The 26423-nt window shown below is 67.4% G+C and carries 24 protein-coding genes; 19 read left to right on the forward strand and 5 right to left on the reverse strand.

The window, feature by feature from the left end:
* From cyoB to cyoD, 3 genes are read left to right on the forward strand one after another with little or no spacing between them, the layout of a single operon-like run.
* The gene (gene cyoB, locus GQ674_RS04350) at positions 1 to 1998 is read left to right on the forward strand and encodes a cytochrome o ubiquinol oxidase subunit I (RefSeq protein WP_159499220.1); all 1998 of its coding nucleotides are present in this window, start codon (positions 1 to 3) and stop codon (positions 1996 to 1998) included.
* Positions 1995 to 2636: a cytochrome o ubiquinol oxidase subunit III gene (cyoC, locus tag GQ674_RS04355; RefSeq protein ID WP_181393931.1), complete on the forward strand. Its 642-nt coding sequence runs from the start codon at positions 1995 to 1997 to the stop codon at positions 2634 to 2636. Before cyoB ends, cyoC begins: the two co-directional genes overlap by 4 nt.
* A complete protein-coding gene (gene cyoD / locus GQ674_RS04360) occupies positions 2636 to 2980 on the forward strand; it encodes a cytochrome o ubiquinol oxidase subunit IV (RefSeq protein ID WP_128096296.1) in 345 nt (114 codons plus the stop codon). Before cyoC ends, cyoD begins: the two co-directional genes overlap by 1 nt.
* Positions 2981 to 3266: 286 nt before the next feature.
* Here cyoD and GQ674_RS04365 read toward each other — a convergent pair whose 3' ends face one another.
* Positions 3267 to 5330 (reverse strand): bifunctional diguanylate cyclase/phosphodiesterase, encoded by a 2064-nt coding sequence (locus tag GQ674_RS04365; RefSeq protein WP_159496098.1) that lies wholly within the window; start codon positions 5328 to 5330, stop codon positions 3267 to 3269.
* Between the two features lie 151 nt (positions 5331 to 5481).
* Here GQ674_RS04365 and radA point away from each other — a divergent pair, with 151 nt between their 5' ends.
* From radA to GQ674_RS04385, 4 genes are all read left to right on the forward strand, one after another.
* Entirely contained in the window at positions 5482 to 6864 is a 1383-nt protein-coding gene (radA, locus tag GQ674_RS04370) for a DNA repair protein RadA (protein ID WP_159496099.1), read from the forward strand.
* Between the two features lie 127 nt (positions 6865 to 6991).
* Positions 6992 to 8848 (forward strand): ATP-binding protein, encoded by a 1857-nt coding sequence (locus GQ674_RS04375; protein WP_159496100.1) that lies wholly within the window; start codon positions 6992 to 6994, stop codon positions 8846 to 8848.
* 45 nt (positions 8849 to 8893) lie between these two features.
* A complete protein-coding gene (locus GQ674_RS04380) occupies positions 8894 to 11200 on the forward strand; it encodes a hypothetical protein (RefSeq protein WP_159496101.1) in 2307 nt (768 codons plus the stop codon).
* 59 nt (positions 11201 to 11259) lie between these two features.
* Positions 11260 to 11730 carry a hypothetical protein gene (locus GQ674_RS04385; protein ID WP_159496102.1) on the forward strand — a complete coding sequence of 157 codons (471 nt, stop codon included), beginning with the start codon at positions 11260 to 11262 and terminating at the stop codon, positions 11728 to 11730.
* Positions 11731 to 11910: 180 nt separating this feature from the next.
* Here the strand turns inward: GQ674_RS04385 and ccsA are convergent, their stop codons facing one another.
* Positions 11911 to 12705, reverse strand: coding sequence for a cytochrome c biogenesis protein CcsA (ccsA, locus tag GQ674_RS04390; protein ID WP_159496103.1), 795 nt, complete (start codon positions 12703 to 12705; stop codon positions 11911 to 11913).
* A gap of 131 nt (positions 12706 to 12836) precedes the next feature.
* Here ccsA and ffh point away from each other — a divergent pair, with 131 nt between their 5' ends.
* From ffh to GQ674_RS04435, 9 genes are all read left to right on the forward strand, one after another.
* Positions 12837 to 14216 (forward strand): signal recognition particle protein, encoded by a 1380-nt coding sequence (gene ffh / locus GQ674_RS04395; protein WP_038689636.1) that lies wholly within the window; start codon positions 12837 to 12839, stop codon positions 14214 to 14216.
* Positions 14217 to 14367: 151 nt separating this feature from the next.
* Positions 14368 to 14802 carry a hypothetical protein gene (locus tag GQ674_RS04400; RefSeq protein WP_141057214.1) on the forward strand — a complete coding sequence of 145 codons (435 nt, stop codon included), beginning with the start codon at positions 14368 to 14370 and terminating at the stop codon, positions 14800 to 14802.
* 75 nt (positions 14803 to 14877) lie between these two features.
* On the forward strand, positions 14878 to 15954 hold the full coding sequence (locus tag GQ674_RS04405) for a nitronate monooxygenase (protein WP_159496104.1): 1077 nt from the start codon (positions 14878 to 14880) through the stop codon (positions 15952 to 15954).
* Positions 15951 to 16757, forward strand: coding sequence for an aminotransferase class IV family protein (locus GQ674_RS04410; protein WP_159496105.1), 807 nt, complete (start codon positions 15951 to 15953; stop codon positions 16755 to 16757). The genes GQ674_RS04405 and GQ674_RS04410 overlap by 4 nt, the downstream gene beginning before the upstream one ends.
* 112 nt (positions 16758 to 16869) lie before the next feature.
* Positions 16870 to 17130, forward strand: a complete 261-nt coding sequence (gene rpsP, locus GQ674_RS04415) for a 30S ribosomal protein S16 (RefSeq protein ID WP_017356068.1) — start codon at positions 16870 to 16872, stop codon at positions 17128 to 17130.
* Between the two features lie 43 nt (positions 17131 to 17173).
* Positions 17174 to 17686, forward strand: a complete 513-nt coding sequence (rimM, locus tag GQ674_RS04420) for a ribosome maturation factor RimM (RefSeq protein WP_128096302.1) — start codon at positions 17174 to 17176, stop codon at positions 17684 to 17686.
* A 4-nt stretch (positions 17687 to 17690) separates the two neighbouring features.
* On the forward strand, positions 17691 to 18449 hold the full coding sequence (gene trmD / locus GQ674_RS04425; RefSeq protein ID WP_159496106.1) for a tRNA (guanosine(37)-N1)-methyltransferase TrmD: 759 nt from the start codon (positions 17691 to 17693) through the stop codon (positions 18447 to 18449).
* A gap of 154 nt (positions 18450 to 18603) precedes the next feature.
* Positions 18604 to 19014, forward strand: coding sequence for a 50S ribosomal protein L19 (gene rplS, locus GQ674_RS04430; protein WP_038689625.1), 411 nt, complete (start codon positions 18604 to 18606; stop codon positions 19012 to 19014).
* A gap of 147 nt (positions 19015 to 19161) precedes the next feature.
* Complete coding sequence (locus GQ674_RS04435; protein ID WP_159496107.1) at positions 19162 to 19530, forward strand: DUF6404 family protein; 369 nt, start codon at positions 19162 to 19164, stop codon at positions 19528 to 19530.
* Here GQ674_RS04435 and GQ674_RS04440 read toward each other — a convergent pair.
* Positions 19527 to 21017 carry an MATE family efflux transporter gene (locus tag GQ674_RS04440; protein ID WP_159496108.1) on the reverse strand — a complete coding sequence of 497 codons (1491 nt, stop codon included), beginning with the start codon at positions 21015 to 21017 and terminating at the stop codon, positions 19527 to 19529. The two genes, GQ674_RS04435 and GQ674_RS04440, sit on opposite strands and share 4 nt — an antisense overlap.
* A gap of 64 nt (positions 21018 to 21081) precedes the next feature.
* Between GQ674_RS04440 and GQ674_RS04445 the strand changes: the two genes are divergently transcribed.
* From GQ674_RS04445 to GQ674_RS04455, 3 genes are all read left to right on the forward strand, one after another.
* The gene (locus tag GQ674_RS04445) at positions 21082 to 21369 is read left to right on the forward strand and encodes a hypothetical protein (protein WP_236546183.1); all 288 of its coding nucleotides are present in this window, start codon (positions 21082 to 21084) and stop codon (positions 21367 to 21369) included.
* A gap of 9 nt (positions 21370 to 21378) precedes the next feature.
* The gene (locus GQ674_RS04450) at positions 21379 to 21783 is read left to right on the forward strand and encodes an RNA-binding S4 domain-containing protein (protein WP_159496109.1); all 405 of its coding nucleotides are present in this window, start codon (positions 21379 to 21381) and stop codon (positions 21781 to 21783) included.
* A 112-nt stretch (positions 21784 to 21895) separates the two neighbouring features.
* Entirely contained in the window at positions 21896 to 23092 is a 1197-nt protein-coding gene (locus GQ674_RS04455; protein ID WP_159496110.1) for a cellulase family glycosylhydrolase, read from the forward strand.
* An 84-nt stretch (positions 23093 to 23176) separates the two neighbouring features.
* On the opposite strand, the gene katG is transcribed toward GQ674_RS04455, so the two are convergent.
* Positions 23177 to 25402 carry a catalase/peroxidase HPI gene (katG, locus tag GQ674_RS04460; protein WP_159496111.1) on the reverse strand — a complete coding sequence of 742 codons (2226 nt, stop codon included), beginning with the start codon at positions 25400 to 25402 and terminating at the stop codon, positions 23177 to 23179.
* Positions 25403 to 25724: 322 nt separating this feature from the next.
* Positions 25725 to 26330, reverse strand: coding sequence for a DUF937 domain-containing protein (locus tag GQ674_RS04465; RefSeq protein ID WP_159496112.1), 606 nt, complete (start codon positions 26328 to 26330; stop codon positions 25725 to 25727).
* Positions 26331 to 26423 lie beyond the last annotated feature (93 nt).

Below are 26423 nucleotides of genomic sequence, written 5' to 3' on the forward strand. Positions count from 1 at the left end.
CTGTTGGGTAAACTGACATTTGCCGACATCCCGCACGATCCGATCATCATCACCACGTTGATCGGTGCTGGTATCGGTGGCCTGCTGGTGCTGGCCCTGATCACCAAGTTCAAGCTGTGGGGCTATCTCTGGAAAGAGTGGTTCACCTCGGTGGACCACAAGAAGATCGGCGTGATGTATCTCATCATCGCCTTCGTCATGCTGCTGCGCGGCTTCGCCGACGCGATCATGATGCGTGCCCAGCAGGCCATGGCGGCCGGCGGCAACGAGGGCTTCCTGCCCCCGCACCACTACGACCAGATCTTCACCGCCCACGGCGTGATCATGATCTTCTTCGTGGCGATGCCGCTGATCACCGGCCTGATGAACGTCGTGGTGCCGCTGCAGATCGGCGCCCGCGACGTGGCCTTCCCGTTCGTCAACTCGCTCAGCTTCTGGCTGTTCGTGGCGGGCGCGGGCCTGGTGATGATCTCGCTGGGCGTCGGTGAGTTCGCGCAGACCGGTTGGCTGGCCTTCCCGCCGTTGTCGGGCAAGGAATACAGTCCAGGGGTAGGCGTCGACTACTACATCTGGGGCCTGCAGGTAGCAGGCCTGGGTACCACGCTGAGCGGCATCAACTTCTTCATCACCATCTTGAAGATGCGTACCCCGGGCATGAAGCTGATGCACATGCCGGTGTTCACCTGGACCGCGCTGGTCACCAACGTACTGATCATCGCCGCCTTCCCGGTGCTGACCGTCACCCTGGTGCTGCTGACCCTGGACCGTTACCTGGGCACGCACTTCTTCACCAATGACGGTGGCGGCAACGCCATGCTGTACATCAACCTGATCTGGATCTGGGGTCACCCGGAAGTCTATATCCTGGTGCTGCCGGCCTTCGGCGTGTTCTCCGAGGTGATCGCCACGTTCTCGCGCAAGGCGCTGTTCGGCTACAAGGGCATGGTCTACGCCACCGCCTGCATCGGCGTGCTGTCGTTCATCGTGTGGCTGCACCACTTCTTCACCATGGGCTCGGGTGCCAACGTCAATGCCTTCTTCGGCATAACGACGATGATCATCTCCATCCCCACCGGCGTGAAGATCTTCAACTGGCTGTTCACCATGTTCCGCGGTCGCGTGCAGTTCACCACGCCCGTGCTGTGGACCATCGGCTTCATGGTCACCTTCACCATCGGCGGCATGACCGGCGTGATGCTGGCGATCCCGGCCATCGACTTCGTGCTGCACAACAGCCTGTTCCTGATCGCCCACTTCCACAACGTCATCATCGGCGGCGTGGTGTTCGGTATGTTTGCCGGCATCACCTACTGGTGGCCGAAGATGTTCGGCTTCCGCCTCAACGAAACCTGGGGCAAGCGCGCGTTCTGGTGCTGGTTCATCGGCTTCTATGTGGCCTTCATGCCGCTGTACATCCTGGGCTTCATGGGCATGACCCGCCGCATGCAGAGCTACCCGAACCCGGAATACCAGCCGCTGCTGGTGATTGCGATGTTTGGTGCGTTCATCATCGGCGCCGGCATCCTGTGCCAGGTGATCCAGATCGCCGTGTCTATCCGCGATCGCAAGAAGACCGCCGACCTGACCGGCGACCCGTGGGACGCCCGTACGCTGGAGTGGGAAACCTCTTCGCCGCCGTCGTTCTACAACTTCGGCTCGCTGCCGCGCGTCACCGAACTGGACGAGTTCTGGGAGCGCAAGCAGCGTGGTGAAGCGTGGGAGCGCCCGGCCAAATACACCGACATCCACATGCCGCGCAACACCGGCACGGGCGTGGTGATCGGCGCCTTCAGCCTGGTGCTGGGCTTTGCGATGATCTGGCACATCTGGTGGCTGGCCATCGTCGGCATCGTCGGCATGATCGGTACCTTCATCTGGCGCACCTTCGACAAGGACACGGATTACTACGTGCCCGCGGCCGAAGTGGAGCGCATCGAAAACGAGCACCGTCGCCACCTGGTGGCGCAGGGCCTGGTGAAAGCGGAGCTGAAGGCATGAGCAGCACTACCTCCAACGCCATGAACCATGGGCACGCCGCGCACGCGGCGGCCCACGGCCATGATGACCACGAGCACCACGACACCGGCGGCAACACCGTCTTCGGTTTCTGGGTGTACCTGATGAGCGACTGCCTCATCTTCGCCAGCCTGTTTGCCACCTACATCGTGTTGGCCGGCGGCACCAACGGTGGCCCGGGCCCGAAGGATCTGTTCGACCTGACCTTCGTTGCCTGGGAAACCACGCTGCTGCTGGTCTCTTCGCTGACCTTCGGCCTGGGCATGATCGCCCTGCACAAGCACAAGGTCGGCCAGATGTACCTGTGGCTGGGCCTGACCTGGCTGTTGGGCTTCGGCTTCATGGTCATGGAAGTGTGGGAGTTCAACCACCTCATCCATGAGGGCTTCGGTCCGGACCACAGTGCGTTCCTGTCGGCGTTCTTCGCGCTGGTGGGCACCCACGGCCTGCACGTCAGTGCCGGCCTGCTGTGGCTGCTGATCATGTTCATCCAGATCAAGCAGAACGGCCTGACGCCGACCAACAAGACCCGCATGGCGTGCCTGAGCCTGTTCTGGCACTTCCTGGACCTGATCTGGATCGGCGTGTTCTCCGTCGTCTACCTGAAGGGAGCGCTGTAATGGCCGCACATGACAATCACGCACACGACCATGGTGCCGGCGGCGAAAGCCACGGCAGCGTCAAGTCGTACCTGGTCGGCTTCGCGCTGGCCGCGATCCTGACGATCATCCCGTTCTGGCTGGTGATGCACGGCAACCTGCCGACCTTCACCACCGGCGTGATCATCGTGATCGCCGCGGTGCTGCAGATCCTGGTGCACCTGGTGTTCTTCCTGCACCTGAACCGTTCCTCGGAACAGCGCTGGAACGTCAGCGCGGCGGCCTTCACGGTGGTGGTGATCGGCATCATCGTCGCCGGCTCGCTGTGGGTCATGCACAACATGAACGTGCACATGATGCACTGACGTCTCGAGACGTTGCTGCATGCAGAAAGGCCGCCTTCGGGCGGCCTTTCTGCGTCTGGTCGCGTCCCAGGCAGGGGCGGTTTCCAAACGACTGCCGATATCCCTTCCACGCCTAGCGAGCGCATGACAATCATCGAGGCCGCGCGGGGCAAGTGCAGGGCCTGCGTCGTTCATTGGCACGGAAAGGCCCGCGTCGTTCAATAGCCATGTCGCCACCGCGCGTTGCACCGCTATCGGCAGTCGACCAAGGTTCGACCCTACCGGCGGACGCGACGCGTGCGGCGTCCTATGCCGCCTGTGCCAAACGCAGGAACGCGTCGGCCGCCACCGGCCGGCCCAGGTGGTACCCCTGCAGCAGGTCGCAACCGAGGTCGCTCAGGTACTGGCGCTGTCCGTCCGTCTCCACGCCTTCGGCGACGATCTGCAGCTGCAGCGAACGCCCCAGCGCGATGATCGAGGACACGATCGCGGCGTCTTCGGCGTTGTCTTCCAGATCACGCACGAACGCGCGGTCGATCTTCAGCTCGGTGGCCGGCATGCGCTTGAGGTAGAGCAGGCTGGAATAGCCCGTGCCGAAATCGTCGATGGAGATGTTCACGCCCATGGCGGTCAGGCCGTGCAGGATCTGCAGGCTGGCTTCCACGTCCTTCATCGCGGTGGTTTCGGTGACTTCCAGGGTCAGGTGGCGCGGGTCCAACGCATGCTTTTCCAGCGTGCGCCGCACCGTCTCCAGTAGGGTGCTCGAGCCGAACTGCAGCGGCGACAGATTCACCGCCATGGACCACTCCGGGTGGCCCGCATCGTGCCACTGCCGCAGCTGCGCGCAGGCCCGGTCCAGTACCCAGTCGCCCAGCGGCAGGATCAACCCACTGCGTTCGGCCACGGGGATGAAGGTGTCCGGGCTGAGCAGACCCAGCTCCGGGTGCTGCCAGCGCACCAGGGCTTCGGCACCGATCAACGCCTGGCCATTGGCCGGGAATTTGGGCTGGTAGTGCAGCACCAGTTCGTCGCGCTGGATGGCGCGGCGCAGTTCCTGCAGCAGCTTGAGCTGGCGGTTGGCGCTGACGTGCATCGATTCGGTGAAGAACGTATAGCCATTCCGGCCCGAATCCTTGGTGTGGTACATCGCCGCGTCGGCGTGCGCCATCAGCGCCCGCTCTTCAGTGGCGTCGGCCGGGTACAGCGCGATGCCCAGGCTGGCGGTGACCTGCAGTTCCAGCGCGTCGATCAGGAACGGTTCGGCCACGCAGGCAATGATGCGTTCGGCAACCACGGCGGCATCTTCGGGATCGTCGACCTGGAACACAATCACGAACTCGTCCCCGCCAAGGCGAGCAAACGTGTCCTGGCTGCGCAGCAATGCGCTCACGCGCTCGCTCATCTGGATCAACAGCTTGTCGCCGAGCTGGTGGCCGTAGGCATCGTTGATGGCCTTGAAGCCGTCCAGGTCGCAGAACATCACCGCAAAGCTGAACTGCCGCCGCTGCGCCTTTTCGATGGCCTGTTCGATGCGATCCTGCAGCAGCATGCGGTTGGGCAGCTGGGTCAGCGGGTCGTGCAGGGCCGCCTGCAGCAGCTTCTCGTTCGCGTGGGCCAGTGAATCGGCCAACAGGCCGGTACGGGTCCGCATCTGGCGGTCGAACACCGAGGCCAGCAGTGCAATGCCGAGCGTGGCCAGCGTGGTCACGATGACCAGCACCGCCAGCCACTTGCTGTCCAGCCCGGCGTCCATCACCGCGCCGCAGATGCTGCCGGCGGGGAAGTGCGCTGCGGCCATGCCGGTGTAGTGCATGCCCACGATGGCCAGGCCCATCACCACCGACGCCATGCCACGCAGCAGCAGGGCGCGCTGCTGTTCCAGCCGCAGCCGGAAGGCGATCCAGAGGGCTGCACCGGCGGCACCCACGGCAATCAGCAGCGACAGCGTGAACCAGAACGGGTCGTACTCTATGCCCGGCTGCATCTGCAGCGCGGCCATCCCGAGGTAATGCATCGCAGCGATGCCCAGGCCCATCAGTACCGCACCGGCGCACAGCCGCGTCCACGGCAGGACCGGGCGCGAGACCAGCCACAGCGCGTAGGCCGAGGCGCCCACCGATACCGCCAGCGAGAACAGGGTGATGCCCAGGTCGTAGCCCACCGGGATCGGCAGGTGGAAGGCCAGCATGCCGATGAAGTGCATCGACCAGATGCCGAGCCCCATGGCGGCAGCGCCACCGGCCAGCCACCAGCGCGCCACGCGCCCCTGGGTGCTGGCCAGCCGGCCGGCCATGTCCAGCGCGGTGTACGAGGCGAGGATGGCAACCAGCAGCGAGAACACGACAAGACTCTGGCTGTAGGTGCCGGTCATGGAAAAGCCTGGAGAGGAATGGAAGGGGCAATCGCCCGCTGTGGTATCGGCATCGCCGGCAGGATCTTGAGCGATGGGGATGAGGCGGCGTCTCGGTTGCTGCGACGCGGCTCGGCTATCCTGCCCGACAACCGATGAAGTGGAAGTGGACATGGCCAAGCGACTCACCGCGTACGTCTGCAGTGAATGTGGCGCCGAATACAGCAAGTGGCAGGGCCAGTGCACCGAATGTGGCGTCTGGAACGTGCTGACCGAGATCACCCTGGAAAGCGCGACCCCCGCCAGCAAGTCCTCGCCGGCGTCGCGCCGCTCGGGGTGGGCGGGCAAGGTCGATGCACCCAGGATCATGGCGCTCAAGGACGTGCAGCAGACCGAACACCTGCGGGTGAGCACCTGCATCGGCGAGTTCGATCGCGTGCTCGGTGGTGGCCTGGTCGAGGGCGCGGTGATCCTGGTCGGCGGCGATCCCGGCATCGGGAAGTCGACGCTGCTGCTGCAGGCGGTGGCGAAGATGGCCGCCACCCTGCCGGTGCTGTACATCACCGGTGAGGAGTCGCTGTCGCAGGTCGCCGGCCGCGCGGTGCGGCTGGACCTGCCGCTGGACAACGTCAACGCCCTGGCCGAAACCCAGGTGGAAGCGATCCTGCAGCACGCCAGCGTGGCCCGGCCCAAGCTGATCGTGGCCGACTCCATCCAGACCCTGTGGACCGAATCGCTGACCGCCGCGCCCGGCTCGGTCAGCCAGGTCCGCGAGAGTGCCGCGCGGTTGGTGCGCTTCGCCAAGGAAACCGGCACCGCCGTGTTCCTGGTCGGCCACGTCACCAAGGAAGGCGGTATCGCCGGGCCGCGGGTGCTCGAGCACATGGTCGATGCGGTGCTGTACTTCGAAGGCGAGAGCGGCAGCCGCTTCCGCCTGCTGCGTGCGTTCAAGAACCGCTTCGGCGCGGTCAACGAACTGGGCGTGTTCGCGATGGGCGAGAAGGGCCTGAAGGAAGTCTCCAACCCGTCGGCGATCTTCCTTTCCGGCGGCAGCACGCAGCAGCCCGGCAGCTGCGTGATGGTCACCCGCGAGGGTACCCGGCCACTGCTGGTGGAAGTGCAGGCGCTGGTGGACACCTCGCCGCTGTCCAACCCGCGCCGCGTCGCGGTGGGGCTGGAGCAGAACCGGCTGGCGATGCTGCTGGCAGTGCTGCACCGCCACGGTGGCGTGCTCACCGGCGACCAGGACGTGTTCGTGAACGTTGTGGGCGGCATCCGGGTGCAGGAAACCGCGGTGGATCTGCCGGTGCTGCTGGCGGTGCTGTCCTCGCTGCAGGACCGGCCGCTGGCCGAGAAGACCATTGCCTTCGGCGAAGTCGGTCTTTCCGGCGAGATCCGCCCGGTGCCCAACGGCGAAGATCGTCTGCGCGAAGCGGCCACCCATGGGTTCAAGCGCGCGATCGTGCCCAAGGCCAACGCGCCCAAGACCGGCAGCGTGAAGGGCATGGAGGTGATCGCGGTGGAGCGGCTGTCCGAGGCGATTGAAGCGGCCTGAACGCGGTGTTTCCGAGGCACCCGCCGCGCAGGCAATGCGCGGCCGGGCTGTGCTAGTTTTCCTCCCCTGAAATCCTCGTTCCAGCGCGTATCCCGGCCGGGGTGCGCCCGCCAGAGAAAACGATTCCATGCAAGAGACTCCCCTGGATGTACAGGGCGCCAGCGAGATCCGTCGCGCGGGTGTCGACCTCAACGGATTGATGACTGTCCTTGGCAAGCATCTGTATTCCACCCCGGTGGTGGCACTGCGCGAACTGGTGCAGAACGCGCACGATTCGCTGGTGCGACGGCGCCTGGAACAGGCCGACTGGCAGGAGCCGGGCCGGATCGAGGTGCACGGCGATGCGGTCAACGGCATCGTGCGCATCATCGATACCGGCGCCGGGCTGACCCAGCAGGAAATCCACGATTACCTGGCCACGGTCGGCGTGGGCTATACCCGTGGCCTGCGCCAGGCCGGCGAGGACGACGAAGGCCTGATCGGCATGTTCGGGCTGGGCTTCCTGTCCGCGTTCGTGCTGGCGCGCCGGGTGACCGTGCGCACCACCTCCTACCAGCAGCCGATGCTGGGCCACTGCTATGTCTCCAGCAACGCCGAGCAGTACACGGTGTCCCCGATGCCGGCGCGCGCGGTCGGCACCGAAGTGGTGCTGGAACTGCATGGCAGTTACGTGCACCTGGCGCAGGAGCAGAACCTGCGCGATATCCTCGGCCGCTATTGCGCGCTGCTGGGCGAGCCGATCCACATCGGCCAGGATGCGCGCGCGATCAACCCCGAGCCGCCGCCATGGCGTCCGCAGGCCGGCGTGGTCATGCACCCACTGCAGGCGCAGCGCCGTGGCCTGGAGTTCGCCGCGCACTTCGAGCGCAGCTTCGAGCCGATCGCCTGCATGCCGCTGCGCGCCGATGGCGGCAGCGATGCGGTGGGCCTGCTCTGGGTACAGGACGGCGCCACCTACGGCACCAGCGACAACCGCAATCTCTCGGTGTTCGTGCGCGGCATGCTGCTCGACGACGACGCACGCGACCTGCTGCCGCCCTGGGCCGGTTTCATCGGTGGTGTCATCGAATCCAGCCGGTTGACGCCTACCGCCAGCCGCGAGGACCTGCAGCGCGATGAAACCTACAGCGCAGTCCAGCACGCATTGGGCGAGGCGCTCATCGATGGGCTGGTGGAGATCGCACGGCAGCAGCCGGAGGCCTGGCGACGCATCCTGGCGCGGCACAACGAAGCCCTGCTGGGTGCCTCGCTGTGCGATGAGCGCCTGTTCCAATTGCTGCTCGAACACGTGCGCGTGCCAAGCTCGCAGGGCGACATCAAGGCAAGCGAACTGCCGTCGCGCGGTGCGGTCCACGTGATCCTGGACAACGGCGGCGGTTTCGAGGAAATGCTGTTCCGCGCGATGGGCGTGCCGGTGGCGCATGGCAACCGTTACGCGGTGGTGCCGTTCCTGCGCCGCTGGACCCAGGCCAAGGGCATGCGCCTGGTGGAGCTGGGCACCGAACAAGGCAACCGCGCGCTGTTCCGCACCGATACGCTGCCCGAGGCGGACATGGAGTGGCTGCAAACCCACCTGGGCGACGGTGAGCACTTGTTGCCGGCGCATTTCAGCCCGGCCGAGCTGCCGGTGGTGGTGGTGCCCGACCGCGAAGCCGAGCTGAAACGCCGCCTGGAAGACGACGAAAACGACAAGCGTGTATCAATGGCCGCGCTGCGGCTGGCGCGCCAGTTCACCGCCCGGATCGTCGCGCGCGCACCCTCGCGCCTGTATCTCAACCTGGACAACCCCGCCGTGCAGGCGTTGTTGGCGGCGATGCGCGCCGGCAACCCGCAGGCCGCGTCCGCCGCGCGCCTGCTGCGCTCGCTCAAGGTGATCGTCAGCGCGCAGGGGCGCGCCCAGGACGGCGGCGCGGCCAGCAACGACCTCAACCGCGCGTTCGGCGACATCGCCGATGCCCTGCAGCAGATGCTGCAGGCGCGCTGATATTCCCTTTCTTCATCATTACGCACGGCAGGACGACACGATCGCATGGATATCTGGAACTGGGTGGAAAAACTGCAGGACGATCTTGGCGAAGCCGGGCAGGCGCAGAGCGCACAACTGCTGACGCGCTTGACCGACGACGTCTGCGAACTGCGCCTGGACCGTGTGGATGCCCTGCTGCCCGAAGCGCATGCGTTGGGCAAAACGCTGGGCAATCCGTGGCTGGACGTGTTCGTCGGCCATTGGGACATGCGCAACCGCGTCGGCAACCGCCTGGAAGGCGAGTCGGCGCTGGGTGACGCCGTGGCGCTGTTCGAGCGCGCGCACCGTGCCGACACGGTGGAGTGCCCGCAGTCGGTCTGCGTAACCCAGGACCTGGCGGCCTGTTACGGCAACATCGACGGCCCCGGCTGGGTGCCCGAGCGCATCGAGGTCTGCGAGGAAACGCTGGCGCGGATCGATCCGAGCTGGGCGTGCTTCCAGTGCCTGAGCTGCGAGAAGGCCGATGCGTTGTTGGACGACGGCAACAGCCAGGGCGCCCTGGATTACCTGGACGTGCAGGCCGGCACCGTGCTGGCGCATGGCGGCAAGGTGTATGACAGCTTCCCGGAAATGCGCATCAAGATCCTGCTCGCCAGCGGCCGCGCGGCCGAGGCGCTGGCATTGATCGACGCGCGCCAGGCCGAGGTGGATGCCGAGGGTGACTACGAGCCGGCAAACTGCACCCTCCCGCGCAAACTGTCGCGCGCATGGGCGCTGGCGCAGCTGGGTCGCGATGAAGAAGCGCTGGAATCGCTGGTGCCATGGAACCAGTTGTCGCCGAACTACCGCCGCATGTGGGCGCATACGGTGGCGCTGCTGGTGCGCAACGCACCCGAGCGCAACAGCTGGGACCTGGGCCGCCGGCTCAGCGCGACCCTGGCGCATTACGCAGCGGTCGGTGCGCATCGCTTCGTGATCGAGATTGCCGGACTGTGCGTGGACATGGCGCTGCAGCGTGGCGCGGTGTGGACCGCACGGCGCCACCTGGCGCTGGCCCGGGAGCACCTGGCCAGCCTGCGCCAGGACCGCGGTGCAAGCGAGGCCGTGGCCGCGATGGCTGCGCGCCTCGATGCCGCCCCCGGCGCGGCGGCGTTGCCGGTGCCCGCCGAGGGCCTGCTGGACTGGCTGGTCGAACAGGGCGAGCAGGGCGACGGGCGCGACCCGGAACGCGAGGCGCAGTGGTTGCTGCAGGGCGTGGAGCAGCGTCCCGACGACGCGGCGATGCTGGATGTCGCCGCCTCGGCGCTGAATGCCTGCGGCGCCGAGGATGACGCGATTGCGTTGCTGTGGGCGTTCGTCGAGCGCCACGGACATGAGGATGCCCCCCCGGCGTACTCCTTGATGGGCCTGCTGGTGCAGCGTGGCGACCAGGCCGGGCTGGATCGCCTGGCGCAGCATTACCAGGCGCGGGTGCCGGTGTTCGCACTGTGGTGCCAGGCGCAGATGGCGCACAAGCTCTCCGATTGGCCCGCGCTGGAGCAGGCGAGCAGCGCGCTGCTGGCCCTTTCGCCGCAGTCGCATGGCGCCCGCAACCTGCTGGCGATGGCCCTGATGGCCCAGCAGCGCTTCCAGGACGCGGCCGCGCAGTACCGTCACCTTACCGAGGTACTGGAAGAGCCGCGCAGCGCGCACTGGGACCACATGACCGCCGCCAGTGCCGCCGGCGAGTGGGCCGCCGTGCGTGGTTCGGCAGCGGCCATCGGCATGGAACTGGAAAGCACCGACGGCCCGGTCGAGGAATCCTTCGGCTGGGTGATCATCCGTTGCATGGAGGGTGGCGAGCCGATCGAATACTATGCGCGCCGCACCGGCCCGGTCACCGCGCGCATCGTCGAGAACGCACCGGCCAACCGCCGCCAGCGCGTGAATGACTGGGTGGTGTTCGACGCCGAGCTGGTCCATCCGGCACCGGAGGACGAGCAGGAGCGCGAGCGCTTCATGCCCACCTACGCCGAAGTCCACCTGCTTCAGCGCGGTGGCTATGCAGGCAGCTGGCTGGTCGACGGCGTGCACCCCGGTGAAGACGCGTGGGCCGCATTCTCCGAGGCCGTGGAGGCCCGGGGCTGGAAGCTGTGGACGCACAGCCCGGACGATTACCAGCTCACCGATGCCCAGGGCGACGATGCGCCGCTGCCGGGCGTGCTGTTCACTCTGGCACAGCCGCTGGAACAGCCGCCGCTGGACCTGCACCGGTTCCTGCTCGAGGCCACCGCGCACTGGCCGCACCGGCTGTGCTGGCTGCGCCTGGCCGAGGCCTGTGGCCAGGACGAGCAGCGTCATGTGGACGTGATCGAGCGCTACGGTCTGTAAGAGCCAGGCCGGGTGCGCCGCTGGGGCGTCCGGCCCATTCACAGGGAAGGAAATGGGATATGCGGACATTTGGTTGGAAAATGTGCGGTGGCATGGTGCTGATGGCGCTGTGCGTGCCGGTGGTGCAGGGCGCGCCGGCGTGTGGTGATCCGGTGGCAGTGGGGCAGGCCTTCCTGAAGGCCAGCGCGGACGATTTCCTTGCCACCTCCCCGAGCGTGCTTACGTCCGGTTTCGCCCAGTTGCTGGCGGCCGAACGCGAATGCCAGCGGGTGGAAGAGGGCATCTGCCGGTTCGACAGCGATCCCTGGCTGGATGGGCAGGACGGTGAGATCGATGCGCCGCCGGTATTCACGGCCACGCCGTCGACGCAGGCCACGCGCGTCACCGTGGAAGCGCGCTACCGGGTGTGGAGGGCCGCGCGGTTGACCCGCCTGACGCTGGCGCGCGCCGACGATGGCTGCTGGCGGGTGGATGACATGATCACCGACAGCGGGCAATCGCAACGCGCCTTGTTGTCGGCGCCCATGTAAACCATTGCCCGGCTCCCGCCCAGCAATGGGAACACCCGTAGTGCCGGGCTCTGCCCGGCAACCCTGGATCACGCAGCCGGGCAGAGCCCGGCTCTACGAGGCAACCCTGGATCAGCAGCCGGGCGTAGTGCCGGGCTCTGCCCGGCAACCTTGAATCACGCAGCCGGGCAGAGCCCGGCTCTACCGCGCATGCCCGAACACCAGTTCGATCACGAACTGGCTGCCGAAGAACGCCAGCAGCAGCAGCGCCATCGCGGTCAGCGTCCAGTGCACCGCCTTTGCACCGCGCCAGCCGTAGCGGCGGCGGCCGATCAGCAGCGTGCCGAACACGATCCACGACAGCACGCTGAGCACGGTCTTGTGCACCAGCTTCTGGGCCAGCAGGTCATCGACGAACAGCACGCCGGTGACCAGGGTCAGGGTGAGCAGCGCGAAGCCGACCGTGATCACCCGGAACAGCAGGGCTTCCAGGTCGGCCAGCGGCGGAAGGGCTCGCAGCCAGGGGCGGAAGTCTCGGCGGCGCAGCGCGCGTTCCTGCAGCCACAGCATGATCGCCAGCAGCGCGGCCACGCTCAGGGTGGCGTAGGCCAGCAGCGCCATCCACGCGTGCGTGGCCAACTGCCAGCCCAGCGGCTTGCTCGGCTCATGGCCATACCCGTGGTAGATGCACAGCACCGCCGCGGCCATCGGGAACACCAGCACGCCCAGCGCGGCCATGCGCCCGCGCGCAGCCACCAGCGAGGTCAGCCAGGCCATGCCCAGGCCCACCAGCGACAGCGCGGCGAAGAAGTGCATGTCCGGGCCGCCGGTGGTGCGCATCGCCACCAGCACGTGGTAGCCGCCGTGCAGCAGCATCGCCGGCAGCGCCGGCCACAGCCAGGCGGGTGAGCGGATCGCGTCATCGCGGCCGACGGCGCGCACCAGCAGGGCGGTGGCGGTCAGGTACAGCAGGGTCGCGATGAGAACGATTGTCATCGTGGCAGTTTCGCATACCCCCGGGGTGCTGGCGATGCCTGCGGCCACGGGGCGCAGGTGCGGTCCGGGGTGCTTGGCGGACCCGCTATACTGTGCGTCTCTCTGTCTTTCGTTCTGAACAGGTTGCCTCCATGTTCGAGTCCCTGACCCAGCGCCTCTCCGGCACCATCGAGCGGCTGCGTGGCCGCGGTCGCCTCACCGAGGAAAACATCCGCGAGGCCACCCGCGAAGTGCGCATCGCGCTGCTTGAGGCCGACGTCGCCCTGCCGGTCGTGCAGGCCCTGGTCGAGCGCATCAAGGTGCGCGCCGTCGGCCAGGAAGTGCTCAAGTCGCTGACCCCCGGCCAAGCGCTGATCAAGGTCGTGCGCGACGAGCTGACCACGGTCATGGGCTCGGCGGCGTCGGACCTCAACCTCAACGTGCCGGCCCCGGCGATCATTTTGATGGCCGGCCTGCAGGGTGCGGGCAAGACCACCACGGTGGCCAAGCTTGCCAAGCACCTGAAGGAAAAGCGCAAGAAAAAGGTGATGGTGGTGTCGGCCGACGTCTACCGTCCGGCCGCGATCGAGCAGCTCAAGACCCTGGCCGACCAGGTGGGCGTGCTGTTCTTTGCCTCCAGTGCCGACCAGAAGCCCGAAGCGATCGTGCGCGCGGCCATCGATGACGCACGCAAGTCGTTCGCCGATGTGCTGATCGTCGATACCGCCGGCCGCCTGGCCATCGACGACGCCATGATGGCCGAGATCAAGGCGCTGCACGCGGCGGTCAACCCGGCTGAAACCCTGTTCGTGGTCGACGCCATGACCGGCCAGGACGCGGCCAACACCGCCAAGGCCTTCGGCGAAGCGCTGCCGCTGACCGGCGTGGTGCTGACCAAGACCGACGGTGACGCCCGTGGCGGTGCCGCACTGAGCGTGCGCTACATCACCGGCAAGCCGATCAAGTTCGTCGGCGTCAGCGAAAAGCCCGACGGCCTGGACGTGTTCCACCCCGACCGTATCGCTAGCCGCATCCTGGACATGGGCGACGTGCTGTCGCTGGTGGAGCAGGTCGAGCAGCAGGTCGACAAGGACAAGGCCCAGAAGCTGGCCGAGAAGGTCGCCAAGGGCAAAAAGTTCGACCTCAACGACATGCGCGACCAGCTCGAGCAGATGCAGAACATGGGCGGCATCGGCGGCCTGATGGACAAGCTGCCGGGCCTGGGCAACATTCCCGAGCACCTCAAGCAGCAGGTCAGCCAGGGCAAGGAAGTGCCGCGCATGATCGCCATCATCAACTCGATGACCAAGAAGGAACGCCGCAACCCGGGTCTGCTCAACGGCTCGCGCCGTGCACGCATCGCGCGCGGTTCCGGCCTCACCCCGGCCGACGTCAACAAGCTGATGAAGCAGTTCCAGCAGATGGAAAAGATGATGAGCAAGATGGCCGGCGGCGGCATGAAGGGCATGATGCGCAGCATGAAGGGCATGATGGGGGCCATGGGCGGCCGCGGCGGCCTGCCGTTCCGCTGAGTGCCCTGTGCGCGGTCGGCCTTCGGGCCCCCGCGCAGCCTCTGTTCCACTGTAGTGTCCGCACGCGTCACCGGCCTGCGCCGGTGCCTCTTGCCAGTGTCCTGGCCGGGTGATTGACTAGCCCGCTGTTGAATCTCTCAAAGGAATGCCCGTGAACAAGTCGATCGTGGTGGTGGCGCTGGTCCTGGCGCTGGCCGCCTGCAAGGACGACACGTCGATGTCGCAGAAGGCAGGCAGTGCGATCAGCGGCACCGCCGCCGATTTCGTCGCCGGCCTGGGCGAGGGCGTGGACAAGCGCATGAGCGTGACGCTGCAGACCGACCCCGGCCTGGCCGCGCGCGGCCTGACCGTGACCCAGGGCAAGAGCCGTGGCATGGGCTCCAAGGACGCGGCGGTGTACGTGGTGGCCGACAAGCCGTTCAAGGGCAAGCTGGTGGCACGCGCGCTGGATGCCGAGGGCACCGAGATCGGCCGGGCCGTGGTCGAAGAAGAATTCGCCGCCGACGACGCGCGCTATGTGACCTTCACTTTCAACGAAGAAATGGACAGCCAGCTGGTCCGCACCTACGCGGTGTCGGCGCGCTGAATCCTGCCGGGGTGCATGCCGGGCAGGGCGGTGCGGCGTATGCTGGCCGGGTCTGACCCTACAGGTGCGCCGCGCGTGAGTCTTTCGCCGATCCTCGAACGCGCCGACAGTTTCTGTCGGCGTTTTGCCTTGCAGGCCCCGATCCTGCTCGCCCCTATGGCCGGCGCCTGCCCGGTGCCGCTGTCGGCCGCGCTGGCCACGGCCGGCAGCATGGGGGCGATGGGCGCGGTGCTGTCCCAGCCGGCGGACATCGTGGCGTGGATGGACGATTTCCGCGCGCAGTCCAGCGGGCCGGCCCAGGTCAATGTGTGGGTGCCTGACGCGCCGCCGCAGCGCGATGCCGAGGCCGAAGCGGCCACGCGCGCCTTCCTGGCGCAGTGGGGGCCGGAGGTGCCGGCCAGCGCCGCCGATGCCGGCCCGGCCGATTTCGATGCGCAGTTCGATGCGCTGATCGCCGCGCGTCCGGCGGTGGCCTCGACCATCATGGGCGTGTTGAGCGACACGCAGGTGCAGCGTCTGCAGGACGCCGGCATCGCCTGGTTCGCGTGCGCCACCACCTTGTCCGAAGCGCTGGCCGCGCAGGCGGCGGGGGCCGATGCAGTGGTGGCGCAGGGTTTTGAAGCGGGTGGGCACCGTGGTGCCTTCGACCCCGACGCGGCCGAGCGCCAGCTGGTGGGGCTGTTCGCCCTGCTGCCGCGCCTGGCCGACCGCCTGCAGGTGCCGGTAATCGCCGCTGGCGGCATTGCCGATGGGCGCGGCGTTGCTGCCGCATTGCTGCTCGGTGCCAGCGCGGTGCAGGTAGGCACCGCCTTCCTGCGCACCCCCGAATGCGCGATCGACCCGGCCTGGTCGCAGGCACTCGCCGCGGCCGAACCCGAAGACACCTGGCCGACGCGGGCATTCAGTGGCCGGCTTGGTCGCGGGCTGGCCACCGCCTACGTGCGCGCCGCCGCCGGTCCTGACGCGCCGCCGCCGCGGCCGTATCCGGTGCAGCGCGGGCTCAGTGCATCGATGCGCGCGCAGGCCAACCGCGAGCACCGCATCGATGCCATGCAGGCCTGGGCCGGGCAATCGGCCTGGATGGCACCGGCGCGCCCAGCCACCGAGGTGCTGCAGCAGATGTGGTCCGACGCGCGGGCGCTGCTGGAATGACGCTCTACTGCAACGGCCAGCGCGCCAGCGTCGAGGATCTTGCCGGCGCGTTGACCAACTACGGCCACTTCACCTCGCTGCAGGTGCGCGGTGGCGCGGTGCAGGGTCTGGACCTGCACCTGCGGCGGTTGCAACAGGGGACCGAAGCCTTGTTCGGCACCACGCTGGAGGCGGCGCAGGTGCAGGCCTGGATGCAGCACGCGCTGCACGCCGAAGAGATGCGCGATGCCGCGTTGCGGGTGACGGTGTTCTCGCGTGCGTTCGATTTCCGCCAGCCGCTGCGCCCGGTTGCGGTGGATGTGCTGGTGGCGGTCGCGCCGCCGGTGACGATGCCGGCCACGGCGCGGCGCGTGCGTTCGGTGGTGTACCAGCGCGAGCTGCCGCACCTCAAGCACGTAGGCACCTTCGCGCTGTTCGAACAGCGTCGGCGGGCGGTGCAGGACGGGTTCGATGATGCGCTGTTTGTCACCGACGACGGGGAGGTCAGCGAGGGAAGTACCTGGAACATCGCCTTCCTGCAGGGCGACCAGGTCGTGTGGCCGCAGGCGCCGGCCCTGCGCGGTACCCACGAGCGGCTGCTGCAGGCCGGGTTCGCACCGGCGCAGCAGCAGGTGCGCCCGGTGGCGCTGGCCGAACTGGACCGGTTCAGCGGGGCCATCGCCTGCAATTCGGCCGGGGTCTGGCCGATAGAAGCCATCGACGGGGTGGCCTTCACCCGGTCCGAGATGTTCTGCCAATGGGCGCGGGGCAGCCTGGAGGCCGCCCCCTGGCAGCCTCTGGGGGCCATCAGTAGCGCAGGTTAGCGCGCTATTCAGCTTGACCGGTCTTCACAGGCTTGGAATGGCGGCAGGCCGCCGCTATAATCGCGGGCTTACCGCGCCATCCTGGCGACTGGGCAATTGAGGAAACAACACCATGGTCAAGATTCGACTGACCCGCGGCGGCGCCAAGAAGCGTCCCTTCTACCACATCATCGTGACCGACTCGCGCAGCGCCCGTGATGGCCGCAACATCGAACGCGTCGGTTACTACAACCCGGTGGCCCAGGGTGCGGAATCCCGCATCGTGCTGGACCTGCCGCTGGTCGACAAGTGGGTTGCCAACGGCGCCCAGATGACCGACAAGGTTCGCAACCTGTACAAGGAAGCGACCAAGGCCCAGGCCTCGGCGGCCTGATCCTGACGGGCCGCGCCCGCCGCGGCCCATTCGGTCTATTCAGATGAAAGATACCGAGCGCCGGATCCTGCTGGGCAGGATTGTCGGCGCTTTTGGTGTGCGAGGCGAGATCAAGCTCGAGTCCTGGACCGAGCCGCGTACCGCCATCTTCAACTATCAGCCCTGGATCCTGCGTACGCCCGCCGGCCAGGAGAGCACCCTGACCGGGGCACGCGGACGTCAGTCCGGCAAGCATCTGGTCGCGGTGTTTCCGGGCATCACCGACCGCGATGTGGTCGAGTCGATGTACGGAACCGAAGTCTATGTGTCGCGCAGCGCGCTGCCGCCGCCGAAGGCCGACGAGTATTACTGGGTCGACCTCGAAGGCTTGCAGGTGCGTACCGTTGACGGCGTCGAACTGGGGCGGGCGTCGCACCTGTTCTCGACCGGCTCCAACGATGTGCTGGTGGTGCAGGGCGACCGTGAGCGGATGATTCCGTTCGTGCAGCCCGAATTCGTTGTCTCGGTGGATTTCGAGGCCAACCTGATCGTGGTCGACTGGGATCCGGAGTTCTGATCCGGTGAGAATCGACGTCATCACGTTGTTCCCCGAGTTCATGGCACAGTCGGCCGCGCTGGGCGTGGTCGGCCGTGCCGCCGAGCGCGGCCTGCTCGACCTGCATGGCTGGAATCCGCGGGACTATGCCGAAGGCAATTACCGCCGGGTGGACGACCGTCCGTTCGGCGGCGGCCCCGGCATGGTCATGCTGATCGAGCCACTGCGCGCCTGCCTGGCCGCGGCCAAGGCGGCCGACCCGGCGCCTGCGCCGGTGATCTACCTCAGCCCGCAGGGCGCGCCCCTGACCCAGGCCAAGGTGCGTGAACTGGCCGCGTTGCCGCGCATGATCCTGCTGTGCGGGCGGTATGAAGGCATCGATGAGCGCTTCCTCGATGCGGAGGTCAGCGAGGAAATCTCGATCGGCGATTACGTCCTGTCTGGCGGTGAGCTGGGCGCGGCGGTGATCGTCGATGCTGTGACCCGGTTGCAGGAAGGCGCCCTGGGCGATGCCGAATCGGCCGCCCAGGACAGTTTCGAAGGCCCGCAAGGGCTGCTGGACTGCCCGCATTTCAGCCACCCTGCCCAGCATGAATGGGGCAGTGTCCCGGACGTGCTGCGCTCGGGCAACCATGCCGCCATCGCGCGCTGGCGCCGCCAGCAGTCGCTGCTGCGGACTGCAACCCGGCGGCCGGACCTGCTTGACGAGGCCCAGCTGTCCAAGGCCGACCGGATTCTGCTCGCGCAGGCCCGGCAGGCCCTTGCCGACGACCCTTCCCCCTAGCGCGGGGCAGGAATCTTCGGTTATCATTGGCGATTCCCATCAGGCCGTTGCGCCCGGTGGTGGAAACCCTACAAAAAACGTGCAGCACAGTCCGGTGACTGCATGAGCCCACGTTGTCGAACGACACGACCACCCGAACACTATCGGTGCACCCATGAGCAAGCTGAACAAAACCATCCTTGCGGATTTCGAATCCGCCCAGATCACCCGCGAGCTGCCGAAGTTCAGCCAGGGTGACACCGTCGTCGTCAACGTGAAGGTCAAGGAAGGCAACCGTGAGCGCGTCCAGGCTTACGAAGGCGTCGTGATCGGCACCAAGAATGCCGGCCTGAACTCCGCGTTCACCGTCCGCAAGATCTCGCACGGCTACGGCGTCGAGCGCGTCTTCCAGACCCACAGCGCCATCATCGACTCGGTCGAAGTGAAGCGTCGTGGTAAGGTCCGCGCCGGCAAGCTGTACTACCTGCGTGGCCTGGAAGGCAAGGCTGCCCGCATCAAGGAAGATCTGGCTGCCGCTGCGCAGGCCAAGCAGGCCCGCCTGGCTGCTGCCAAGGCTGCCCAGTAATACCGCGCCGACAACCCCGGTTGTCGCGCAACGAACGGCCACCCTCGGGTGGCCGTTTTCGTTTGTGGCGCATGCCAACGGCGTGTGGAGTTGCCCTGGCGGCCACGCACCCATTACGGTAATCCCCCCACTCAGGTCAGGACGACGATGCCCCATTACCCCGCCAAGGTCCGCACCGCACTGCAGCTCATGCACGATGCCGGTGTTCCGCAGGCGCTGCGCGCACCGCCGTTGCACCGGCTGCTGTGGCGGTTGGGGATCGCGATGCCGCCACCGCTGCTGGCCGGGTTCGCCGCCAACGCGCTGCTGATGGGCGTGTTCTTCGGCGTGGCCTGGGGCGTGTTGATGCTGCCGCTGTTCGGCTTGCTGGTGCCGCTGAAAACGTGGGGGATCGTGGGCAGCGCCGGCGTCGCCGGCGTGATGTTCGGCGTGATCATGGGGCTGATCATGCGCGCCCAACAGCAGCGCTACCGGCTGCCAGCGTGGCGCAGCCTGCCGGATGGGGGTGCCGCTTAACCGGTGCGGTGTGGCACCGGTTGCGGGGCCGCCGTGGGCGGCGCGTCCGGGTTGAGGTCGGCCACCGGTGACGGCGGCATGGCCGGCACTTCGGCCGGGGCCGCCATCTCTTCGCGACGGGTCGGCAGCATGTGCGCTTTGCGCCAGCCGCCCCAGCGGTAATACGCCAGCGACAGCAGCATCGCGCAGAACGAGCTGACCGGGAAACTCCACCACACCGCGTCGGCGCCCCAGCTGTCCTGCAGCAGTTCGGCGAACGGCACGCGGATGCCCCACAGCGAAACGGCCAGGATCAGCAGCGGCGGAATCACCGCGCCGGTGGAGCGCACCACGCCGGAAATGACGAAGTTCACGCCGAAGAACAGGAACGACCACACCGCGATGTGGTTGAGGTGGCGGGCCACCTCCAGCGACTGGCTCGCCTCGGGCAGGAACAGCGCCAGCGTGTAGCGGTCCAGCAGGATCAGCGGCAGGATCAGCACGCCGGTGAGCAGGAAGTTGTACAGCACGCCACTGCGCGCCGTGCCGCGCACGCGGTCCCAGTTGCCGGCGCCGACGTTCTGCGCGGCCATCGACGAACAGGCCGCGCCGATCGCCATCGCCGGCATCTGCACGTAGGTCCACAGCTGCAGCGACGCGCCATAGGCGGCGGCCGTGTCGGTGCCGTAGCCGTTGACCATGCTCATCATCAGGATCATCGACAGCGAGATCAGCACCATCTGCAGGCCCATCGGCACGCCCTTGACCACCAGCGCACGCAGGATGGTGGTGTCGATGCGGAACATCGCCATATCCTTGCGTCCCAGCCACAACACGTGCCGCTTGTTGCGCATGTACCAGAGCAGGCCGATCAACGACAGGGTCTGCGCGATCAGCGTGGCCCACGCGGCGCCGGCGATGCCCAGCTGCGGGAACGGGCCGATGCCGAAGATCAGCAGCGGGTTGAAGCCGATGTCCAGCACCACCGACAGCAGCAGGAAGCGGAACGGCGTGCGCGAATCACCGACACCGCGCAACGCCGAGCTCAGGAACGCGAACGCGTACAGCGTGGGCATCGCCAGGAAAATGATGCGCAGGTAGGCCTCGGCCAGCGGCAGCGACTCGGCCGGGGTGCCCATCGCGGCCAGCAGCGGGTGCGACAGCCACCAGCCGGCGATGGCGATCACCACCGACAGACCGATGAAGAAGGTGGCGCTGGTGCCCATCACCCGGCGTGCCTGGGGAATGTCGCGCGCGCCCATGGCCTGGCCGATCAGGATGGTGGCGGCCATGCCGATGCCGAACACCGAGCCGATCAGGAAGAACATGATGTTGTTGGCGTTGGCCGTTGCGGTCAGCGCGGCCTCGCCGAGGAAGCGCCCCACCCAGATCGCATTCACCGACCCGTTCAGCGACTGGGCGATGTTGCCGGCCAGGATCGGCAGCGCGAACAGGAACAGGTTGCGCCCGATGGGGCCGGTGGTCAGGTCAAGCGGCGCCTTGGCCATGTGCGATGGAGATCGGGCTCGGGGAGAGGCACACTAGCATCAAGCCCGTCAGCGAGATATCGCGATGCAGACGCTCAACCGCAGCAGGTGCCGGCGCGCCGCACTGGCTGACCGGTTCATTCCCGTGCTGGCGCCGCTCTTGATTGCCGCGGTGCTGCCCGCATGTTCTTCGGGTATGGACCGCCTCGGCGATGCGCAGGTGCGGCCCATGGACCGACCGGAATGCCAGGTCGGCAGCGAGCGCCGGGATCTTGATGCGGGCGTACCCGTGCTGATCGGTGGCACCGGCTGCCGCGGTAATCCGGCGGCGCCGCACCCCCTGAACCGACGACCGGCAGAGCCGGGGAGCTGAACAACCCGCATGATCGAAGCAACGCCGTTGGCCGCCGTGCGGCTGGATGTGTGGCTGTGGGCCGCACGCTTCTTCAAGACCCGCAGCCTGGCCAAGCAGGCCGTGGAGACGGGCAAGGTGGACGTGGCCGGGCAGCGCCCCAAATCCTCGCGCGCGGTGCGCGTGGGCGAGCAGCTGCAGATCAGCCGGGGCGACGACGTCTACGACGTGCAGGTGCGTGGCCTGAGCGAGCTGCGCGGGCCGGCGCCGGTGGCCCAGCAGTTGTATGAGGAAAGCGAGGCGTCGCGTGCGCGACGGGCGGAGGCGCATGCCCAACGCCAGGCCGCGCGCAATGGCTACCTGCCGCCGGAGCATCGGCCGGACAAGCGCGCGCGTCGGTTGATCCGTGCGCTCGGGGACATCGATTCGCTCTAGCGGATTCCGGGTTTCCGCGCATTGTTGCTATGGATGGCGGAAACACGCGCACAGTCACGGTGCGCTCCAGAGGCATGCTTCAGGCTGCTGCTTCGTTCAAGGAGTCGCGCCCATGCGCCCGCTGTTGATCCGCCTCTGTTGTCTGTCTTTGTGCCTGTTCGCCTTCGGTGCGCAGGCGGCCGCCGGTGCTTTCTGGAGCCAGCCGCAACGCGGTGGCAACAGCTTCAATGAACAGCCACCCGACCGCGGCTATTTCGATGCGCTGCGCGCCACCGGTGCCACCTGGGTACGGTTGACCCCGGACAAGTGGCGGTCGGCGGGCGGGCGCGATTTCCTGATGGGCAACGCCGATCGCTACCAGGGGCTGGTGCCGGCCGACGTCGCCACCCTGCGACGTGTGCTGGACGATGCCGATGCTGCCGGCATGAAGGTGGTGCTGGTGCCGCTGTCGCTGCCGCTGCTGCGCTGGAAGCAGAAAAACGACGGCGTGGTCGACCAGCGGCTCTGGCAGTCGTTCGACAACCACCTGCCGGCGCAGGCCTTCTGGCGCGACCTCGCGCGCGCGCTGCACGGGCACCCGGCGCTGGTGGCCTACAACCTGATCAACGAGCCCGCGCCGGAGTACGGCACCAGGCTGCGCGAACACGCCGACCCGGCCGCGATGCGTGCCTGGTATGCCACGGTGAAGGACGGGCCGCGCGATCTGCCGCGTTTCTACACCGGCCTGATCGCGGCCGTGCGCGAGGTCGACGCCGACATGCCGCTGATGCTGGACCCGGGCTGGTATGCCGCGGCCGACGCGTTGGCGTACTGGCCTGGGCCGCTGAAAGATCCCCATCTGCTGTACAGCGTGCACATGTATGAGCCGTACGCGGCCACCAGTGCGCCCAATCAGAAGCGGAGCCCGCCGTATCGATATCCGGCGGTGCTGCCGTTCGGGTCCGGGAAGGAACGGTGGGATGCTGGGCGTGTGGCCAGCTACCTGCAGCAGCCCATTGCCTGGGCCGACCAGCATGGCGTGGCGCGGAGCCAGATGGTGGTCGGCGAGTTCGGTTGCATGCGCCGTTGGGCGGATTGCCCGGCCTACCTGGAGGACGTGCTGCGCGTGCTTGAGGCGCAAAAGGTGCATTGGGCCTTCTACGCGTTCCGCGAGGATGCGTGGGATGGCATGGACTACGAACTGGGCGATGCCGCGCTGCCCTGGACCTACTGGCAGGACGTGGAGGCGGGCAAGGTGCCGACGCCCAAGCGCACTGACAGCCCGCAGTTCGCCCCGATCCTCAAACGCCTGCGCGCCGCTGGTCATTGACCCGCGCGTGCGACCGCCTCCCGTCGAAGGGCATGTCGACGGGCGCCGCAAGGGACCAACCCGCAGGTCGGTCCCCTGGATGGCTCAGGCGTGCAGGTCGTAGCGATCCAGTTCCATCACCCGCGTCCACGCGGCGACGAAATCCCGGACCAGCTTCTTCTCGCCGTCGGCACTGGCGTACACCTCGGCCAGCGCACGCAGCACCGAGTTGGAACCAAACACCAGGTCGGCCCGGCTGCCGGTCCAACGCTTGGCACCGCTGCTTTCGTAGCCAGTGCCAGCGGCCTTCCACTGCGTGCGCATGTCCAGCAGGTTCACGAAGAAGTCGTTGCTCAACGTACCCGGGCGATCGGTCAGCACGCCCTGCGCGTTGCCGTCGACGTTGGCCCCCAGCACGCGCAGCCCGCCGACCAGCGCGGTCATCTCCGGCGCGGTCAGCGTAAGCAGCTGCGCCTTGTCGATCAACAGCACCTCGGCGGGCACGCTGTAACGGCCCTTGAGGTAATTGCGGAAGCCGTCGGCGTACGGTTCCAGCACTGCGAACGAGTCCACGTCGGTCTGTTCCTGGGTGGCATCGGTGCGGCCGGGCGTGAACGGCACGCTGATGTCGTGGCCACCGGCCTTGGCCGCCTGTTCAACACCCACGCCGCCGGCCAGCACGATCAGGTCGGCCAGCGACACCTGCTTGCTACCGTTGCCGTTGAAGCCCGCCTGGATCTTCTCCAGCGCGGCCAGCACCTTGGCCAGCTGCTGCGGCTGGTTCACCGCCCAGTCCTTCTGCGGGGCCAGGCGGATGCGCGCGCCGTTGGCACCGCCGCGCTTGTCCGAGCCGCGGAAGGTCGATGCGGACGCCCACGCGGTGGACACCAGCTCGGCCACGCTCAAACCGGCGTTGGCGATCTGCTGCTTCAGGCCAGCGATATCCTGGGCGTCGATCAACGGCCGGGTCGCTTCGGGTACGGGATCCTGCCAGATGAATTCCTCGGCCGGGATCTCCGGACCGAGGTAGCGCGAGCGCGGTCCCATGTCGCGGTGGGTGAGCTTGAACCAGGCGCGTGCGAAGGCGTCGGCGAAGGCCTGCGGCTCGGCCAGGAAGCGGCGCGAGATCTTCTCGTAGGCCGGGTCCACCCGCAGCGCCAGGTCGGTGGTGAGCATGGTGGGGCGATGCTTCTTCGACGGATCATGCGCGTCGGGAATGATCGCCTCGCTGTCCTTGGCCACCCACTGGTGCGCACCGGCCGGGCTCTTGGTCAGTTCCCACTCGTGGCCGAACAGGATCTCGAAGAAGTCGTGGCTCCACTGCGCCGGGGTGCGCGTCCAGGTCACTTCCAGGCCGCTGGTGATGGTGTCGCCGCCCTTGCCGGTGCCGAATCGGTTGGCCCAGCCCAGGCCCTGGCTCTCCAGCCCCGCCGCTTCCGGTTCCACATCAACGTTGTCGGCCGGGCCCGCGCCGTGGGTCTTGCCGAAGCTGTGGCCGCCGGCGATCAGGGCCACGGTTTCCTCGTCGTCCATGGCCATGCGGCCGAACGTGTCGCGGATGTCGAAGGCCGCCTTGAGCGGATCCGGATTGCCGTCCGGGCCTTCGGGGTTCACGTAGATCAGGCCCATCTGCACGGCCGCCAGCGGGTTCTCCAGGTCGCGCGAGTGCACGTCGCCGTCGGCGTCGTCATCGGACACCAGCACGCCGTGGTCTTCCTGCACGCCCTCCGAGCCATGTGCATAGCGCACGTCGCCGCCCAGCCAGGTGGTTTCGCGGCCCCAGTACACGTCCTGGTCCGGCTCCCAGGTATCGGGCCGGCCGCCGGCGAAGCCCAGCGTCTTGAAGCCCATCGACTCCAGCGCGACGTTGCCGGTGAGGATCAGCAGGTCGGCCCAGGAAATGGCCTGGCCGTACTTCTGCTTGATCGGCCACAGCAGGCGGCGCGCCTTGTCCAGGCTGACGTTGTCCGGCCAGCTGTTGAGCGGGGCGAAGCGCTGCTGGCCACGGCCACCGCCGCCACGCCCGTCGCCGATGCGGTAGGTGCCGGCGCTGTGCCAGGCCATGCGCACGAACAGGCCGCCGTAGTGGCCGAAGTCGGCTGGCCACCACTCCTGCGAGTCGGTCATCAGTGCGGTGAGGTCGGCCTTGAGTGCGGCGTAGTCCAGCCCCTTGAACGCGGCGGCGTAGTCGAAGCCGTCATCGAGCGGGGTGGAGCGGTTGGAATGCTGGTTGAGCAGGTCCACGCGCAGCTGCTTGGGCCACCAGTCGCGGTTGGTGGTGGCATCGCCGACAAGGGCGTGGTTGAACGGGCACTTGGCTTCGCTTTTCATGGGTCGCTACCTGTGTACTTGCGAATGTGGGCACCTGCCGCGATTGGGCAGGGCGATCGGAAAGAGCGCATCGCTCAGGGCGAGGAGCATCCGGCACGGTCGATGGGCAGGGATTGGACGCGCGTGCGCGATGGGGTCAATCGATGCATCCGACGATCTCCTGCGGGAATGCCTCTACGTTAAGCACGTTCAGGCATTCGGTAAATTCGAACGAATCAACCAAAATGATAGGCCTGCCCTATAGCGAGGCGCGGGTAGTGCCGGCCGGTGGCCGGCTCCACGCGCCCTTGCCAGCGGCACCCCCCCCAAGGTCCGCGCGAGATCATCGCTTGCCGAGCAACCCGCCGCCCAGCTTGAGCAGGTCGCCGATGCCCAGCTGGCCATCGCCGTCCTGGTCGAGCACCGAGGTGAGCAGGCCGCCGCTGCTGGCCGCTTGAGCTTCCTGGCCGAGTGCCTGGCTGAGCTGGCCGGCATTGCCGCCGTTGGCGAAGCGCTGCGCCAGGTAGGACATGACGATCGGGGCGAGGATGGCCAGGAGCTGGCTGGTCTTGCTGCTGTCCAGCCCGGTGGCCTGGCTCAGGCCTTGGGCCGCACGGTCGCTGTTGCCGCCAAAGACATGGCCGAGGATGCCGGCGCCGTTGGTGGCATTGCCACCGCCGCCGCCGAGCACGCTGCCCAGCAGACCGCCCAGGTCGAAGCCGCCTCCGGCGGCCGGCGCGTGATCGCGCTGCAACGCGCCAAGCAGTGCATCGGCACCTTCCGGTTGCTGGGCGTTGCGGCCCATCGCGCCGAGCAGCAGCGGCAGGGCCGCGCCCACGGCGCTGCTGGCCTGGGCAGGTTCGATGCCCAATTGCCGGGATACCTGCTGCAGGCCTTGGCCCTGCTGCAGTTGTTGGAAGAGGGAGGCGGCAAGCGATGCGTTGTTCACGACGGACTCCAGTCAGGTGGATGACCGCCCGAGCATACCGCCGGATTTACTACGGCAACGCGAAGGGACCACCCGACCAATGGTCGGGTGCCG

The organism is Stenotrophomonas sp. 364, from assembly GCF_009832905.1.
Lineage (GTDB): Bacteria > Pseudomonadota > Gammaproteobacteria > Xanthomonadales > Xanthomonadaceae > Stenotrophomonas > Stenotrophomonas maltophilia_AP.

What these genes read in the sequence shown, in the direction of transcription:
- cyoC (WP_181393931.1), top strand. Translation starts at nt 1,995, where the DNA reads ATGAGCAGCACTACCTCCAACGCCATGAACCATGGGCACGCCGCGCAC.
- cyoD (WP_128096296.1), top strand. Translation starts at nt 2,636, where the DNA reads ATGGCCGCACATGACAATCACGCACACGACCATGGTGCCGGCGGCGAA.
- GQ674_RS04365 (WP_159496098.1), bottom strand. Translation starts at nt 5,330, where the DNA reads ATGACCGGCACCTACAGCCAGAGTCTTGTCGTGTTCTCGCTGCTGGTT.
- radA (WP_159496099.1), top strand. Translation starts at nt 5,482, where the DNA reads ATGGCCAAGCGACTCACCGCGTACGTCTGCAGTGAATGTGGCGCCGAA.
- GQ674_RS04375 (WP_159496100.1), top strand. Translation starts at nt 6,992, where the DNA reads ATGCAAGAGACTCCCCTGGATGTACAGGGCGCCAGCGAGATCCGTCGC.
- GQ674_RS04380 (WP_159496101.1), top strand. Translation starts at nt 8,894, where the DNA reads ATGGATATCTGGAACTGGGTGGAAAAACTGCAGGACGATCTTGGCGAA.
- GQ674_RS04385 (WP_159496102.1), top strand. Translation starts at nt 11,260, where the DNA reads ATGCGGACATTTGGTTGGAAAATGTGCGGTGGCATGGTGCTGATGGCG.
- ccsA (WP_159496103.1), bottom strand. Translation starts at nt 12,705, where the DNA reads ATGACAATCGTTCTCATCGCGACCCTGCTGTACCTGACCGCCACCGCC.
- ffh (WP_038689636.1), top strand. Translation starts at nt 12,837, where the DNA reads ATGTTCGAGTCCCTGACCCAGCGCCTCTCCGGCACCATCGAGCGGCTG.
- GQ674_RS04410 (WP_159496105.1), top strand. Translation starts at nt 15,951, where the DNA reads ATGACGCTCTACTGCAACGGCCAGCGCGCCAGCGTCGAGGATCTTGCC.
- rpsP (WP_017356068.1), top strand. Translation starts at nt 16,870, where the DNA reads ATGGTCAAGATTCGACTGACCCGCGGCGGCGCCAAGAAGCGTCCCTTC.
- rimM (WP_128096302.1), top strand. Translation starts at nt 17,174, where the DNA reads ATGAAAGATACCGAGCGCCGGATCCTGCTGGGCAGGATTGTCGGCGCT.
- rplS (WP_038689625.1), top strand. Translation starts at nt 18,604, where the DNA reads ATGAGCAAGCTGAACAAAACCATCCTTGCGGATTTCGAATCCGCCCAG.
- GQ674_RS04435 (WP_159496107.1), top strand. Translation starts at nt 19,162, where the DNA reads ATGCCCCATTACCCCGCCAAGGTCCGCACCGCACTGCAGCTCATGCAC.
- GQ674_RS04440 (WP_159496108.1), bottom strand. Translation starts at nt 21,017, where the DNA reads ATGGCCAAGGCGCCGCTTGACCTGACCACCGGCCCCATCGGGCGCAAC.
- GQ674_RS04445 (WP_236546183.1), top strand. Translation starts at nt 21,082, where the DNA reads ATGCAGACGCTCAACCGCAGCAGGTGCCGGCGCGCCGCACTGGCTGAC.
- GQ674_RS04450 (WP_159496109.1), top strand. Translation starts at nt 21,379, where the DNA reads ATGATCGAAGCAACGCCGTTGGCCGCCGTGCGGCTGGATGTGTGGCTG.
- GQ674_RS04455 (WP_159496110.1), top strand. Translation starts at nt 21,896, where the DNA reads ATGCGCCCGCTGTTGATCCGCCTCTGTTGTCTGTCTTTGTGCCTGTTC.
- katG (WP_159496111.1), bottom strand. Translation starts at nt 25,402, where the DNA reads ATGAAAAGCGAAGCCAAGTGCCCGTTCAACCACGCCCTTGTCGGCGAT.